This window comes from Massilia consociata (assembly GCF_042432755.1).
GTDB classification, from domain to species: Bacteria; Pseudomonadota; Gammaproteobacteria; order Burkholderiales; family Burkholderiaceae_D; genus Telluria; species Telluria consociata.
On record NZ_JBHLWP010000013.1, the window covers coordinates 32,473 to 47,914 of the forward strand.

A 15,442-nucleotide genomic window follows, 5' to 3' on the forward strand; every position below is an offset into this window, starting at 1 on the left:
ATACGCACTGACGCTTGATCCACCTCCAAGCTGCATGAGCGCGTCGGAACCCGGCCGTTCCCCTTCGACTCCAACCGCACTCAACACGCCTCGTTGTACGCATATCGCGACACGGGCAGCAGACGCGGAGACGAGCCATGGCAGCAACGACGGATGACGCAGCGATCGCGGTTTCGGTGGTGGTGCCGGCCTGTGGCCGGATGGACCTGCTCGACCGCAACCTTGACGCCTTGATGCGCCAGCAGTTTGACCCGGTCCAGTACGAAATCATCGTCGTCGACGACGAGCCCAACCACAATACCCTGCACCTGGTCGCCGGCTGGCGCACCCGCACGCTCGAGCGCGGGCCGCGCCTGTCCTATGTCGCTAACCCGGGGCCCAGCGGCCCGGGCGCCGCCCGCAACCGCGGCTGGCAGGCGGCACGCGCGCCGGTCGTCGCGTTCACGGGCGACGACGCAGTGCCGGAACCGAACTGGCTGACAGAGGGGCTGGCCGCCCTCGGCGACGGCCTCGATGTGGCCTGTGGACGCATCCAGACGCCGGTGCCCTCCCGGCCGACCGACCACCAGCGCAGCGCGCGCGGCCACGAAGCGGCCGACTTCACGAGCGCCAACTGCTTCTTCCGAAAAAAAGTGCTCGAACGCCTCGACGGCTTCGACGAGCGTTTCGACGTGCCGCGCGGATGCGACGCCGACATGCATTTCCGGCTGCTCGAGCACGGTATCGCCCTCGGACGCGCGCCGCGCGCACTCGTGGTCTACCCGGTACGGCCGGTGCCGTGGGGTGCGAGCCTGCTGCAGATCCGGCACGCCGTGTCCGACGCGCTGCTGTACAAGAAACACCCTGCCCTGTACCGCCAGAAGGTGGAGCCGCGACCGCGCTGGGACTACTACGCCATCGTCGGCGCGCTCCTCGTCGCCCTTGCCGGCCAGCTCCTCGGGCTGCCTTTCCTGACCTGGCTCGCGCTCGCAGTCTGGTTCGTGCTGACCGCGCGCCTGTGCGTACACCGGCTGCGCGGGGCCGCCCGCACCCCGTCGCACGTGCTCGAAATGATCGTCACCTCCGCGCTGCTGCCGCCGCTGTCGGTGTTCTGGCGCCTGGCCGGCGCGTTGCGCTACCGCGTCCGGTTCGCGTGAGGCCACCATGCGCAGACTGAAAGTCCTCACCTGGCATACCCACGGCAGCTACCTGCACTACCTGTCGCATGCGCCGCACGATTTCTACGTGCTGTCCAAGCCCGGCCATCCGCCGGGCTACGGCGGCCGTTGCGGCCACATGCCCTGGCGCGACAACGTGCACGACCTGCCGGCGGAGCTGGCGCGAGAACACGAATTCGACTGCATCCTGTTCCAGGACGATCACCAGTGGGAGAAGGACCAGTATGAACTCCTGAGCCCGGCGCAGCGCGCGCTGCCGCGCATCTACCTCGAGCACGACCCGCCGCTGGCGCACCCCACCAATACCCGCCACCCCGTCGACGACCCGGACGTCCTGCTGGTACACGTGACCCCGTTCAACGCCCTGATGTGGGACAGCGGACGCACGCCCACCCGCGTCATCGAGCACGGCGTCCCCGAGGTGCCGGGGGTCCGCTACAGCGGCGAACTGACGCGCGGCCTGGTGGTCACCAACCATCTCGCACGCCGCGGCCGCCGCATGGGGCCCGACCTGTTCGTGCAGGCGCGCGGCGCCATCCCGCTCGACCTGGTCGGCATGGGCGCGGATGAACTGGGCGGGCTGGGCGAAATCGAACACGCCCTGCTGCCCGCCTTCATGGCGCGCTACCGCTTCCTGTTCAGCCCCATCCGCTATTCCAGCCTCGGCCTGGCCGTCGTCGAAGCCATGATGGCCGGCATGCCCGTCGTGGCGCTGGCCACCGCCGAAATGGCAACCGTCATCGAGAACGGCGTATCGGGTTATGCGGACACCAGCCTGCAGCCGCTGTACGGCCACATGCAGGCCCTGCTCGACGATCCTGGCCTGGCGCGCCGCCTTGGCGAAGGCGCCCGCCGCACCGCACGCGACCGCTTTTCGATTGGCCGATTCAGCAGCGACTGGGACGCAGCGCTGCGCCACATTACCGGTTGCGGCTACGGCACCGGCTCCGGTTTCACCCGGCAGGAGAGAGCATGAAACTCAACGAAGTCCAGGCCGCAGTGCAGGTCGACCTCCAGGCCCAGGCCAGGATCCACCCTTCCCCCCTCGCCGGCGCCGGCGCCCCGCGCCACCGCATTGCCATCATCAGCGACCACGCCTCGCCGCTGGCCGCTCCCGGCAGCGTCGACTGCGGCGGCCAGAACGTCTATGTCGCCCAGCTTGCGCGCGAGCTGGCGCGGGCCGGGCACCAGGTCGACGTGTTCACGCGGCGCGATGCGCCGGAGCAGCGCCAAGTGGTGCAATGGGCAGACAACATCCGCGTCATCCATGTGCCGGCGGGCCCGCCCCGCTACGTGCCCAAGGAACAGATGCTGCCGCATATCGACACGTTCGCGCGCTTCGTCACCCGCTTCGTACGGCGCCAGCACGGCGCCTACGATATCGTGCACGCCAACTTCTTCATGTCCGGCATGGTCGCGCAGCAGCTGAAACAGGCGCTCGGGCTCCCGTTCGTGATCACGTTCCACGCGCTCGGCCGCGTGCGCAGGCTGGCGCAGGGAACGGCGGACACCTTCCCTGTCGAACGCATGCGCATCGAAGCGATGCTGATGCGGGCGGCCGACCGCATCATCGCCGAGTGCCCCCAGGACCGCCATGACATGGAAAGGCTGTATGGCGCCCCGCCCTCGCGCATCGCGGTGGCGCCCTGCGGTTTCTCGCCCGACGAACTGTGGCCGGTGCCGATGCCCGAGGCACGCGCCCGCCTTGGCGTGGCCGATGGCCGCTTCGTGGTCCTCCAGCTCGGGCGCATGGTCCCGCGCAAGGGCGTCGACACCGTCATCCAGGGAGTGGCCATGCTGCGCCGCCACTACGGCATCGACGCCGAACTGCTGATCGTGGGCGGCGACGCGGCCGCCAGCGGGAACGACGGCCTCGAACTGGCACGGCTGCAGGGCGTCGCCAGCGACCTCGGCGTCGCTGCCCACGTCCGCTTTGCCGGCCAGCAGCCGCGCGCCATCTTGCGCGACTATTACAGCGCCGCCAACGTGTTCGCGAGCACCCCGTGGTACGAACCCTTCGGCATCACCCCGGTCGAGGCGATGGCTTGCGCCCGCCCCGTGATCGGCTCCGAAGTGGGCGGCATCAAGAGCACGGTCCACGACAGCGTGACCGGCTTCCTGATTCCTTCGCGCGACCCGGCGGCGCTGGCCGAGCGGCTCGCGCGGCTGCACCGGCATCCCGACCTGGCGCAGGCGATGGGCGAAGCCGGGCGCCGCCGTGCCTGCGAGCTCTACACCTGGCGCCATGTTGCCGCGCAGCTGGCTGCCATCTACAACGAGGTCGTGCACCAAACCCGGCCCGACGCGTCCCGGCCCGCCATCCGGCCAACCGCCTTCCCAACCTGAGGAAACCCATGAGCATGAGCACAACGCATCCGCCCTCCCTGCAGGGCAAGGCCGTTCTCGTCACCGGCGCGGCAAGCGGCCTCGGCGCCGCGCTGGCGCAGCGGCTGGCTGCTTCCGGAGCCGACATCGTCGGCGTCGACCTGCAGGCCGGCCGGCTGGACGACAGCATGGCGCGCCTGCGCGAACGCGACGTGCAGGCCCACGCACTGGTGGCCGACATCGCCGATCCCGCCGCTGCATCCAGGCTCGTCGGCAATGCCCTCGACCTGCTCGGCCGCCTCGATATCCTCGTCAACAACGCGGGCACCGACGTCACGCTGCCGATCAGCGAGATGGCCGAAGCGGACTGGATGCGCGTGGTCGGCACCAACCTGACCGCCCCCTTCCTGCTGTCGAAGCACGCGGCCGACGCGATGCGCCGCGAAGGCGGCGGCCACATCGTCAACATCGCGTCCACCGCCGCCAAGCGCGCCTGGCCAAACGCCAGCGCGTATCACGCCAGCAAATGGGGCCTGCTCGGCCTGTCGCATGCCCTGCATGCCGAACTGCGGCCCGACAACATCCGGGTCACGGCCGTCATCGCGGGTGGCATGCGCACGCCCTTCCTGCTCGACCGCTTCCCCGAGCTCGATGCCTCCGCCCTGCAAGACCCGGCCGACGTGGCCGACGCCATCCACTCGGTCCTGCTGCTGCCGCCGACCACCGTCGTGGCCGAGCTCACCGTCCTGCCGCTGCGCGAAACCTCCTGGCCCTGACATGAAGGCGATCTTCCTCGACAAGGACGGCACGCTGGTGGACGACCTGCCCTACAACGTCGAGCCGCGCCGCATCCGCCTCGTCAGCGGCGCCGGCGCCGCGCTGCGCCTGCTGGCCCGGCTCGACTACCGCTTCTTCGTCGTCACCAACCAGTCTGGCGTCGCGCACGGCTGCTTCGGCGAAGAAGCCCTGGGGCCGGTGGCGGACCGGCTGGCCGACCTGCTGTTCCGCGAGGGCCTGTCGCTGGACGGCTTCTACTATTGCCCGCACCACCCGCTCGGCACGGTCGATGCCTACGCGATGGTTTGCGCCTGCCGCAAGCCTTCGCCCGGCATGCTGATCAAGGCGGCCCACGAACACGGCATCGACCTGCGCCAGTCATGGATGGTCGGCGACATCCTGCACGACGTGGAAGCGGGCAACCGCGCCGGCTGCCGCACGCTCCTGATCGACAACGGCAACGAGACCGAATGGCGGCTCGGCCCGCGGCGTGTGCCTACCCGCATGGCGCCGGACCTGTATGCGGCCGCCGTGCTCATTGCCAGCCACGAGGAAGCCCGTGAGCACTGAAGGGCACACCACGTGGCCGGCCGCCCGGCGCATCCTGTGCGTACGGCTCGATTCGATGGGCGACGTGCTCATGTGCACGCCCGCCTTCCGCGCCCTGCGTGCAGCTTTGCCCGAATGTAAGCTGACACTGCTCACGTCACCGTCCGGCGCGGCGGTGGCGCAGTACGTCCCGGAAATCGATGCCTTCATCAGTTACCGGGCGCCATGGATGAAGCACGACGGGCCAGCCAGCGCCGCCCTGCTGCACGACTGCGTGGCGCAACTGTCGGCCAGCCGCTTCGATGCGGCAGTCATCTTCACCTCGTACTCGCAGAGCCCGCTGCCGGCCGCCATGCTGTGCCACCTGGCCGGCATCCCGCTGCGCCTGGCCGCGTGCCGCGAGAATCCCTACCAGCTGCTCACGCACTGGGTGCCGGAACGCGAGCACGGGCGAGCGACGCGGCACGAAGTCCAGCGCCAGCTCGACCTCGTCGCGGAAATCGGCTGCACGGTGGCGGACACCTCGCTTTCCTTCGCCGTTCCCCAGGCCGCGCAGGGCCGCATGCAGGCCATGCTGGCCGATGCCGGCATCGACCCGGCCTCGCCCTACCTGGTGCTGAACGCGGGCGCGACCGCGGCCTCGCGCCGCTATCCGGTCCGCCACTGGCCTGTGCTCATCGGCATGCTGGGAGCACGGCTCGGCTATCCGATGATCCTCACCGGCGACCGTGGCGATGCCGACTCCCTGCATCCTCTGCTGCAAACCCAGGGCGGGCTGGTTCGTTCCCTGATCGGAAAGCTCGACCTCGGCGAACTGGGCGCCCTCATCCGGTCCTCGGCCCTGCTCATCACCGGCAACACGGGGCCGGCGCACATCGCGGCGGCTGTCGGTACCCCGCTGGTTGACCTGTATGCGCTGACCAACCCGCAGCACACGCCCTGGCGCGTCGCGCATCGCCTGCTGTTCCACGACGTCAGCTGCCGCAACTGCCTGCGCAGCAGCTGCCCGCAGGGCCACCATGCCTGCCTCGACAGCCTGCCGCCGCAGGCCGTAGCCGATGCGGCCGTCGAGCTGGTGGCGGCAGCGCCATCCCGGCCGGCCCGTACCGACGACGAAGCACTGGCCTTCCCCTAGCGAGTGCCTGTGATGCGCGACCCACAAGGCATGGAATGCTGAGGGAAAGCGCAAGAACGATGCAAACGTATAACAAAAACTCAAGCATTCCGACGAGCTCTGATATAATTTCGGAGTTAGTCGGGGCGTAGCGCAGCCTGGTAGCGTACCTGCATGGGGTGCAGGGGGTCGGAGGTTCGAATCCTCTCGCCCCGACCATATAGATTCAATGACTTAGGCCAGCCTTCGGGTTGGCCTTTTTCATTATTCGTCGAGCTATGGCGATTCGGCGAACGTCAGCACGACTGGTACCTACGGACCAGTTCGGCTACCGGCGTTGAGTACAAGCGCGTCTTTTTCGAACGCCAGCGTAAGCAGCGGCCAGCAAATATAGGCAACAAAGTCCACCATTACCAGGATGGCCGCAAACTGGCCGAGGTAATCCCTCAACAGTCTGCGGCGAAGTTCGTCGTCGATCATCATGTGTCCCTGGACTCCCGGGCGATCGCCACCGGCCTGACGGCCCCTCCGTGGGTGATTTGGGCCACCATGGACAAGCCAGCCGCTTACTTCCAATCTCCCCGCAACGCCATCACCTGCTGCTGCAGGTACTCCGGCGAGGCCGCCTCCGGCGCCACCGGCTGCCCGACCGCCAGCGCCAGCTTCGAGCGGATGCCGCGTGCAAACGAGCGTTCGAAGATGTTCGACGGGTCGCGCGTGAACATGCTGCCCCACAACCCGCGCAGCGCCATCGGGATCACCGGCACCTTGCTGCGCTCGACGATCCTGGCGATGCCGCTGCGGAAGGCGTTCATCTCGCCGGTATGCGTCAGCTTCCCTTCCGGGAAGATGCAGACCAGTTCCCCCTGGTGCAGCGCTTCGGCGATGTCGATGAAGGCGCGCTCCATCAGGAACGGGTCTTCCTTGGCGGGCGCGATCGGGATCGCCTTGGCGGCGCGGAAGATCCAGCGCAGGAACGGCGTCCTGAAGATGCGGTGGTCCATCACGAAGCGGATCGGGCGCGGGCTGGCGGCGCCGATCACGAGCGCATCGACATAGCTCACGTGGTTGCAGACCAGCACCGCCGGGCCGTGCTCGGGAATGCGGTCCGCATCCACGGTGCGCACGCGGTAGCCGGTGTGGATCAGCATCCAGGCCAGGAAGCGCATCAGGAATTCCGGCACCAGCGAGAAGATGTACACGGCCACGCAGGCGTTGAGCAGCGCAGTGACGAGGAACAACTCGGGAATGGTGAAGCCCTGCCCCAGCAGCAGGATGGCCACGCCGGCCGCCGCCACCATGAAGATCGCATTCAGGATGTTCATGCCGGCGATGGTGCGCGAGACGTGCTTCTGGTCGCAGCGGGTCTGGATCAGCGCGAACAGCGGCACGATGAAGAAGCCGCCGAACACGCCGATCAGCACCAGGTCGCCCAGGATGCGCCACACGCCGGGCAGCGCCAGCAGCGCGAACGCATCCACCGTCGCCGTGAGGTTGGCATCCATGAAGGCCACGCTCGCAAAATACAAATCGATACCGAACACCGACAGGCCGATCGAGCCGAACGGCACCAGGCCGATCTCGACTTTGTGACCCGACAATTTTTCGCACAGCAAGGAACCGGCGCCGATGCCGAGCGAGAACACGGTCAGCAGCAGCACGAACACGCTGTGGTCGCCGTGCAGGTAATCCTTGGCATACACCGGGAACTGCGACAGCACCAGCGCGCCGTAGAACCAGAACCAGGAATTGCCCAGCATCGACAGGAACACGGTGCGGTTCTGCGCGGAGAACTTCAGGTTGCGGATCGATTCGGCGAATGGGTTGCGGCTGATCCTGAGCTCGGGCACCGGGGCCGGCGACGGAGGAATGCGCCAGCTCGCGATCAGGCCCAGCAGGGCGCACAGCAAGGTCGCGCCCGCCACCAGTTCGATGCCCCAGGGTTTGTAGGCCACCAGCACCGCGCCCATCACCTCGCCCAGCAGGATGCCGACAAAGGTGCCCATCTCGATCACGCCGTTGCCGCCCACCAGTTCTTCCGGTTTCAACTGCTGCGGCAGGTAGGCGTATTTCACCGGGCCGAACAGGGTCGAATGCAGGCCCATGCCGACCACGGCCAGGACCAGGATCCAGAGCGTGTGCGTCATCCAGCCGATGCCCGCCACCAGCATGATGGCGATTTCCAACACCTTGACGAAGCGGGCCAGGCGCGCCTTGTCGAACTTGTCCGCAATCTGGCCGGCCGTGGCCGAGAACAGCACGAAAGGCAGGATGAACAGGCCGGGGATCAGGTTGTTCAGCAGCGACGGGCTGATGGTGGTCCAGCTCAGCGCGTCATAGGTGAGGATGACCAGCAGCGCCGTCTTGAACAGGTTATCGTTGAAGGCGCCGAGGAACTGGGTCCAGAAGAACGGGCCGAAACGGCGTTGTGTCAGCAGGGAAAACTGGCTCGGTTGGCTCATGCGGCTAGGCTCGTCGTCAAGGAAGTCATACTCTACAAGGTAAGCGAGGCATGCACAAAGGCTGTTGCCCTCTCTCATCTTTGCGTCGCCGATACTAAACCGTAAAGTCTCGGCTGGCGATACCGAATGGGTAAAAAGCATAGACCGCAGCCTGCTACAAGCGGCGTCCCGCGAGAATCGGGGGTGTCAAGAAGCGCCATTGAAACGTCTCAACCGAGTTTGCATACGCCGGAATTGTGCAGCGCAGCGCAGGTAGAATCCGCGGATGACTTCTTCCGACTTCCTCCTCCGCTACGCCAGCGTGACAACCGCGCTGTTCGATCACATCGAGCACGACATGCTGGCACTTGCTTGCGCGTTCATCGACGATGACGAGGCTTCCCCTGCACCCTTGCTTGATGCTGTGCTGCCGCACATGCCCCAGCGAATGGACATCCCGCAGACTTGAGAGCAGGCCCATGCCGGCACGGGGACCAAAAAAAATGATTCGGTTTGGCGGCACTTGCCGCCAAATCCGAATCATGTTCCCGCCGGCGGACGGTGCCGGTCAGCTCAGTGCTTCGAGGCGGATGCGCGTCACTTTGCCGATCACTGCCGGCAATGCCTCGATCTTCGCGATCGCCGCATCGATGTTCTTCTCGCGGGTCTGGTGCGTCAGCATGATGATGTCCAGGTTGACCTGGTTGCCCGGCTCCTTCTGCAGCACGGCGTCGATCGAGATGCCGGCGTCGGCCAGGATGCGGGTCAGGTCGGCCATCACGCCGAGCTGGTCCTTCACGTAGACGCGCAGGTAGTAGCTGGTCGTGATCTCGGCCATCGGCACGATGGCGACGTCGGTCATCTCGTTCGGCTGGAAGGCCAGGTGCGGCACGCGGCAGTACGGGTCGACAGTGGCCAGGCGCGTCACGTCCACCAGGTCGGCGATCACGCTTGATGCCGTCGGTTCCGCTCCCGCACCCTTGCCATAATAGAGCGAGGAACCGACGGCGTCGGCCTGCACCAGCACCGCGTTCATCGCGCCTTCCACGTTGGCGATCAGGCGCGACGCCGGGATCAGGGTCGGGTGCACGCGCAGCTCGATGCCCTCGCCGCCTTCCTTGTCCTCAGTGCGGGTGCGGCGCGTGATGCCCAGCAGCTTGATGCGATAGCCGAGCTGCTCGGCGTAGCGGATGTCGACCGCCTGCAGCTGGCTGATGCCTTCGATGTAGGCCTTGTCGAACTGCACCGGGATGCCGAAGGCGATCGCCGACATGATGGTGAGCTTGTGCGCGGCGTCCACGCCCTCGATGTCGAAGGTCGGGTCGGCCTCGGCATAACCCAGCTCCTGCGCCTGCTTCAGCACGGTGGCGAAATCCAGGCCCTTCTCGCGCATTTCCGACAGAATGAAGTTGGTGGTGCCGTTGATGATGCCGGCCACCGATTCGATGCGGTTGGCGGTCAGGCCTTCGCGCAGCGCCTTGATGATCGGCACGCCGCCGGCGACAGCCGCCTCGAAGGCCACCATCACCCCCTTTTCCTGGGCCGCGGCGAAGATCTCGTTGCCGTGCAGCGCCAGCAGCGCCTTGTTGGCCGTCACCACGTGCTTGCCGTTGGCGATCGCCCGCAGCACCAGTTCATGCGGCAATTCGTAGCCGCCGATCAGCTCGACGACGATGTCGATGTCCGGATGGTTCACCACCGCGAAGGGATCGCTGACGACCTCCACACCGGCGCCGACGCCGGCGTTGACAATCTTGCGAGCCTTGTCCAGGTTGCGCGCCGCCACCATCGTAATCTCGATCCCGCGGCCGGCGCGGCGGCGGATGTCCTCCTGGTTGCGTTGAAGAACGTTGAAGGTGCCGGCACCGACGGTGCCGATGCCCAGGAGGCCTACTTTGATGGGTTTCATGGTCTTGTTTCTCGTTCTCGTGAGTTCTCACCGCTAGCGCGCATGGCGCCGCCGGTAGCCGTCGAGGAAGCGCGCGATGCGTCCACATGCGTCGGCCAGGTCGTCGGAATTGGGAAGGAACACCAGCCGGAAATGGTCCGGGGCAATCCAGTTGAAGCCGGTGCCTTGCACCAGCAGCACTTTTTCCTCTGCCAGCAGTTCGCAGATGAACTGCTGGTCGTCCGTGATCGGGTACATCTTCGGATCGAGGCGGGGGAACATGTACAGCGCCGCTTTTGGCTTGACGCAGGACACGCCGGGAATATCGGTCAGTAATGAGTGCGCGAGGTCGCGCTGCTTGAGCAGGCGCCCGCCGGGGCCGACCAGGTCGGCGATGCTCTGGTAGCCGCCGAGCGCGGTCTGGATCGCGAACTGGCCCGGCGCATTGGCGCACAGGCGCATCGAGGCCAGCATGTTCAGGCCTTCGATGTAATCCTTCGCATGGCGCTTCTCGCCCGACACCACCATCCAGCCGGCACGGTAGCCGCAGGAACGGTAGTTCTTCGACAGGCCGTTCAGGGTAACGAACAGCACGTCGTCGGCCAGCGAAGCCATCGACACGTGTTCCGCGCCGTCGTACAGGGTCTTGTCGTAGATCTCGTCCGCGTAGACGATCAGCTGGTGCTGGCGCGCCAGCTCGATGATCTCGAGCAGCACCTCGCGCGGGTACAGGGCGCCGGTCGGGTTGTTCGGGTTGATGACGACGATCGCGCGCGTGTTGGGCGTGATCTTGCGGCGCATGTCCTCGATGTCGGGCAGCCAGCCGGCGCCCTCGTCGCAGATGTAATGGATCGGGGCGCCGCCGGCCAGGCTCACGGCCGCGGTCCACAGCGGATAGTCCGGCGCCGGGACCAGCACTTCGTCGCCGGTATTGAGCAGGCCCTGCATCGCCATGACGATCAGTTCCGATGCGCCATTGCCCAAGTAGATGTCATCAATGCCGACGCCGGCGATCTTCTTGCCCTGGGTGTAGTGCATGACCGCCTTGCGCGGCGCAAACATGCCCTTCGAATCGGTATAGCCGGCCGCGCCGTGCATGTTGCGGATCATGTCGTGCACGATCTCGTCGGGCGGGTCGAAGCCGAACACGGCCAGGTTGCCGATGTTGAGCTTGATGATCTTCTGGCCGTCATCCTCCATCGCCCTGGCCTGTTCCAGGGCCGGGCCACGGATTTCGTAGCAGACGTCGTCCAGCTTGTTCGATTTCAGAATCGGTCGCAAAGTATCCCCTGGCTCAGTTGCACGCGATGTGCCCGCAAAGGTCCCGTCGACGAGGCACCCGCTTTGTTGCACTGCGAAAAATACCATTCTGCCGAAAGCGCACGATTTAAGCAACCTTGCCTTCCCGGTTACAATGGCACCCTGTTGCGGACCGCCCGGTTCGCCCAAACGCGCCGCCTGCGGCCCACCAGTTTGCACCCCAATTTGCCATGAAGCTCCATTCCGACAACAACCAGCAATACCAGACCGTCACTGGCTACGATGCCGACGGGGTCGAGATCAACGCCCAGCGTTTCAACTTCAGCCTGATCGTCATGCCGGAAGTGGCGCCGCGCCCCTGGAACGTCACCCGCTTCGAAGACCTGAACGCCGAGCATTTCGAACAGATCGCCCAGGACACGCCCGACGTGGTGGTGCTCGGCACCGGGGCGCGCCAGCGCTTCGTGCATCCGAAGCTGGTCGCCAGCCTGTCGAGCCGGCACGTCGGCGTCGACTGCATGGACAGCCAGGCCGCCTGCCGCACCTATAACGTCCTGATGGGCGAAGGCCGCAAGGTCACGCTGGCCCTGATCATCGAAGGCGCCGCCGACGCCTGAGCCCGGCTAAGTGCCCGCATCGCCGCACAACCAGGCCGCCTTCGCAAGAATGCGGCCGGTCCGGCCGTGCCCCACCAACCAAGAAGAACATGAGTCCTTCCGCATTCGCTTTCATCATCACTGGCGTCATCCTGAACGCCGCAGCCCAGCTCCTGCTCAAAGCCGGCACCAACGCCCTCGGCGGCGCCATCCACCTTACCCGCGACAACTGGTTCCTGACCGGCCTGAAGGTCGCTACGCAATGGCCGATCGTTGCCGGCCTGGTCTGCTACGGCGTCTCACTGGTGGTCTGGATCCTCGGTTTGTCGCGCACCGACGTGACCGTGGCCTACCCGATGCTCTCGCTCGGCTACGTGATCGGCGCGGTAGGCGCCTGGATGTTCCTGGGTGAAGCGATCTCGCTGCAGCGCCTGCTCGGCATCGGCGTGATCATGCTCGGGGTCGTGCTGCTCGCAAGAAGCTGACCCAACAATAATTTCACATATGCATCTTGAAAGAATAGAATCCTGCCGCAACTTGCCGCTTGATCATTTAATCATTTGATCACGCAGGACTGGCAAGGGGGCGCGGCGCCGATTATCATTCTGGCTGACCCCTGCCCCGCCAGGAACCCGGCGGCCTTGCCGCCGCCATGAACCGCCAGGAGAGCCCCGTGGCCGAGAGCCCAACCGCCGCACCCGTCGACAATTTTTCCGCCCCCATGACCGGTGGCCAGACCTTCGAACTGGCCGGCCGGCCGGCAAAGTACACCGTGCTGTACTTCTACCCGAAGGACAACACCCCGGGTTGCACCACCGAGAGCATCGCCTTCCGCGAAGCCTACCCGGAATTCCAGGCGGCGAACACCGAGATCTACGGCATCAGCCGCGATTCGATGCGTTCGCACGAGAGCTTCAAGGGCAAGCTCGGCCTGCCCTTCGAACTGATCTCCGACCCGGAAGAAGCGGTGTGCCAGCAGTTCGGCGTCATGAAAATGAAGAACATGTATGGCAAACAAGTGCGGGGGGTCGAGCGCAGTACGTTTATCATTGACGCTCACGGCCGATTGGTGAAAGAATGGCGTGGCGTAAAGGTCAACGACCATGTGGCCGAAGTGCTGGAATTTGTGAAGGGCCAGCCCTGAACAACGGATGGCTCCAGAACAATCCAGTCGATTAACTTTGCTGGATACCTGCCGCCTATTTTGAGTCAAACCGCATCACATCCGCAGCACTCCCACCCGGCCGGCCCGCCGGACCGGCATCCTCCGGCGGCGGCCCGCACCCCAGCACCATCCTTTAGTCATTCGCTGCGCAAGCCGCGCAGCAATCCGCCCGGCAGTTTGCCTGGCAACTCATCGTGCAACTCCCCTAGTAGCATCGTTCCCGTGCAGCGCGCGCGCCCCGTGGCTGCGCCCGTGCGCGTCCTCCCCAAGACTTTTTTAGATTGAGAACAAGATGCCACTGCCAAAAATGCCTACCAAGCCAGCGACCATGCTGCTGGCAAAAGATTATCCAAAAGCGGAAACGGGCAAATCACCCGTTCGCCCCGCGGCTGCCAAGGCCGACGAAGACGTCGAGGACCTGATCAGCGGCGAAGCCGTGCCCACGCCGAAGGCGACCCGCGCACGCAAGGCCAAGGCTGCAGCCGCTCCCGCAAGCGCTGCTGCAAGCCCGGCCGCCCCGACACTGACCGTGGTGGCCAACGCTGCCGCGGAAGGCCAGGCCGGCGCACCCGCCGCCGAACGCCCGCAAGCGCCCGCACGCAAGGGCAAGGAAGGCGTCGGCGCACGCCTGCGCGAAACCGATGCCGACCAGCCGCATCCGGCCAAGCACAAGCCGGTCGAGGTGACCGTCAAGTCGTCCACCAGCCGCAAGGCCGACAAGGCCGGCGCCGGCAAGGTCTTCGTCCTCGACACCAACGTCCTGATGCACGACCCGACCTCGCTGTTCCGCTTCGAAGAGCACGACGTCTACCTGCCGATGATGACGCTGGAGGAGCTCGACAACCACAAGAAGGGGATGTCGGAAGTCGCGCGCAATGCGCGCCAGGTCTCGCGCACCCTCGACGCCCTGATCGCCAACGTCGACGACGACGCGATCGAGGCCGGCATCCCGCTGGCCAAGCTCGGCAACAAGGACGCCAAGGGCCGCCTGTACTTCCAGACCAAGCTGGATGCCGCGCCGCTGCCGGAAGGCCTGCCGTCGGGCAAGGCCGACAACCAGATCCTGGGCGTCGTGCGCGCGCTCGAAGACCAGATGAAGGGCCGCGCCATCGTGCTGGTGTCGAAGGACATCAACATGCGCATCAAGGCCAGAGCCCTGGGCCTGCCGGCCGAGGACTACTTCAACGACCACGTGCTGGAAGACACCGACCTGCTGTACTCGGGCATCGTCCAGCTGCCGGACGACTTCTGGAACAAGCACGGCAAGGACATGGAGTCCTGGCAGGAGAACAAGAACGGCTATTCCAGCACCTTCTACCGTCTCACCGGCCCGGTGATCCCGACCCTGCTCGTGAACCAGTTCGTGTTCATCGAGCCGCAGAACGGCGAGGCGCCCTTCTACGGCCAGGTGAAGCAGATCAACGGCAAGACCGCCGTGTTCCAGACCCTGCGCGACTACAGCCACAACAAGAACAACGTGTGGGGCATCACGGCGCGCAACCGCGAGCAGAATTTCGCGCTCAACCTGCTGATGAACCCCGAGTGCGACTTCGTCACCCTGCTCGGCCAGGCCGGTACGGGTAAAACCCTGCTGGCCCTGGCCGCGGGCCTGGCCCAGGTGCTGGAAACCAAGCAGTACAACGAGATCATCGTCACCCGTGTGACGGTGCCGGTGGGCGAGGACATCGGCTTCCTGCCGGGCACCGAGGAAGAGAAGATGTCGCCGTGGATGGGCGCGTTCGACGACAACCTGGAGGTCCTGATGAAGTCCGACAGCGACGGCGGCGACTGGGGCCGCGCCGCGACCCAGGACCTGATCCGCTCGCGCATCAAGATCAAGTCGCTCAACTTCATGCGCGGCCGTACCTTCGTGAACAAGTTCCTGATCATCGACGAGGCGCAGAACCTGACGCCGAAGCAGATGAAGACCCTGGTCACGCGCGCCGGTCCCGGCACCAAGATCCTGTGCCTCGGTAACATCGCCCAGATCGACACGCCTTACCTCACCGAAGGTTCGAGCGGCCTGACCTACGTGGTCGACCGCTTCAAGGGCTGGAGCCACAGCGGCCACGTTACCCTGGCGCGCGGCGAACGCTCGCGCCTGGCGGACCACGCCAGCGACGTGCTGTAAGCCTGCCCGTCTTGTCCGCCTGTCGCGCTGCACCCGGCG

15 protein-coding genes and 1 tRNA gene are annotated in these 15,442 nt (G+C 65.9%); 12 read left to right on the forward strand and 4 right to left on the reverse strand.

Annotation, left to right across the window (positions count from 1 at the left end):
- Positions 1–137: 137 nt before the first annotated feature.
- The 7 genes from ACFFJK_RS13515 (at position 138) to ACFFJK_RS13545 (ending at position 6,141) form a co-directional block, all read left to right on the forward strand.
- Complete coding sequence (locus tag ACFFJK_RS13515) at positions 138–1,136, forward strand: glycosyltransferase family 2 protein (RefSeq protein WP_379679791.1); 999 nt, start codon at positions 138–140, stop codon at positions 1,134–1,136.
- A gap of 7 nt (positions 1,137–1,143) precedes the next feature.
- Entirely contained in the window at positions 1,144–2,133 is a 990-nt protein-coding gene (locus tag ACFFJK_RS13520; protein WP_379679792.1) for a glycosyltransferase family 4 protein, read from the forward strand.
- The gene (locus ACFFJK_RS13525) at positions 2,130–3,503 is read left to right on the forward strand and encodes a glycosyltransferase (protein WP_379679793.1); all 1,374 of its coding nucleotides are present in this window, start codon (positions 2,130–2,132) and stop codon (positions 3,501–3,503) included. The genes ACFFJK_RS13520 and ACFFJK_RS13525 overlap by 4 nt, the downstream gene beginning before the upstream one ends.
- Before the next feature lie 8 nt (positions 3,504–3,511).
- A complete protein-coding gene (locus ACFFJK_RS13530; protein WP_379679794.1) occupies positions 3,512–4,258 on the forward strand; it encodes an SDR family oxidoreductase in 747 nt (248 codons plus the stop codon).
- Between the two features lies 1 nt (position 4,259).
- The gene (locus ACFFJK_RS13535) at positions 4,260–4,829 is read left to right on the forward strand and encodes a D-glycero-alpha-D-manno-heptose-1,7-bisphosphate 7-phosphatase (protein ID WP_379679795.1); all 570 of its coding nucleotides are present in this window, start codon (positions 4,260–4,262) and stop codon (positions 4,827–4,829) included.
- The gene (locus ACFFJK_RS13540; protein ID WP_379679796.1) at positions 4,819–5,943 is read left to right on the forward strand and encodes a glycosyltransferase family 9 protein; all 1,125 of its coding nucleotides are present in this window, start codon (positions 4,819–4,821) and stop codon (positions 5,941–5,943) included. Before ACFFJK_RS13535 ends, ACFFJK_RS13540 begins: the two co-directional genes overlap by 11 nt.
- A gap of 121 nt (positions 5,944–6,064) precedes the next feature.
- Positions 6,065–6,141: transfer RNA gene (locus ACFFJK_RS13545), tRNA-Pro, on the forward strand.
- Between the two features lie 93 nt (positions 6,142–6,234).
- Here ACFFJK_RS13545 and ACFFJK_RS13550 read toward each other — a convergent pair.
- Both ACFFJK_RS13550 and ACFFJK_RS13555 read right to left on the reverse strand, forming a co-directional pair.
- A complete protein-coding gene (locus tag ACFFJK_RS13550; RefSeq protein WP_379679797.1) occupies positions 6,235–6,405 on the reverse strand; it encodes a hypothetical protein in 171 nt (56 codons plus the stop codon).
- A gap of 83 nt (positions 6,406–6,488) precedes the next feature.
- A complete protein-coding gene (locus tag ACFFJK_RS13555; protein WP_379679798.1) occupies positions 6,489–8,384 on the reverse strand; it encodes an MFS transporter in 1,896 nt (631 codons plus the stop codon).
- 265 nt (positions 8,385–8,649) lie between these two features.
- Between ACFFJK_RS13555 and ACFFJK_RS13560 the strand changes: the two genes are divergently transcribed.
- A complete protein-coding gene (locus ACFFJK_RS13560) occupies positions 8,650–8,832 on the forward strand; it encodes a hypothetical protein (RefSeq protein WP_379679799.1) in 183 nt (60 codons plus the stop codon).
- A 99-nt stretch (positions 8,833–8,931) separates the two neighbouring features.
- On the opposite strand, the gene ACFFJK_RS13565 is transcribed toward ACFFJK_RS13560, so the two are convergent.
- Positions 8,932–10,272 carry a homoserine dehydrogenase gene (locus tag ACFFJK_RS13565; protein ID WP_379679800.1) on the reverse strand — a complete coding sequence of 447 codons (1,341 nt, stop codon included), beginning with the start codon at positions 10,270–10,272 and terminating at the stop codon, positions 8,932–8,934.
- A gap of 33 nt (positions 10,273–10,305) precedes the next feature.
- Positions 10,306–11,532: a pyridoxal phosphate-dependent aminotransferase gene (locus ACFFJK_RS13570; protein WP_379679801.1), complete on the reverse strand. Its 1,227-nt coding sequence runs from the start codon at positions 11,530–11,532 to the stop codon at positions 10,306–10,308.
- Between the two features lie 209 nt (positions 11,533–11,741).
- Between ACFFJK_RS13570 and ACFFJK_RS13575 the strand changes: the two genes are divergently transcribed.
- The 4 genes from ACFFJK_RS13575 (at position 11,742) to ACFFJK_RS13590 (ending at position 15,403) form a co-directional block, all read left to right on the forward strand.
- Complete coding sequence (locus ACFFJK_RS13575) at positions 11,742–12,128, forward strand: Mth938-like domain-containing protein (RefSeq protein WP_379679802.1); 387 nt, start codon at positions 11,742–11,744, stop codon at positions 12,126–12,128.
- Positions 12,129–12,217: 89 nt separating this feature from the next.
- The gene (locus tag ACFFJK_RS13580; RefSeq protein ID WP_379679803.1) at positions 12,218–12,592 is read left to right on the forward strand and encodes an SMR family transporter; all 375 of its coding nucleotides are present in this window, start codon (positions 12,218–12,220) and stop codon (positions 12,590–12,592) included.
- A 167-nt stretch (positions 12,593–12,759) separates the two neighbouring features.
- Entirely contained in the window at positions 12,760–13,251 is a 492-nt protein-coding gene (locus ACFFJK_RS13585; RefSeq protein ID WP_379679804.1) for a peroxiredoxin, read from the forward strand.
- Positions 13,252–13,564: 313 nt separating this feature from the next.
- A complete protein-coding gene (locus ACFFJK_RS13590) occupies positions 13,565–15,403 on the forward strand; it encodes a PhoH family protein (RefSeq protein WP_379679805.1) in 1,839 nt (612 codons plus the stop codon).
- Positions 15,404–15,442: the final 39 nt, after the last annotated feature.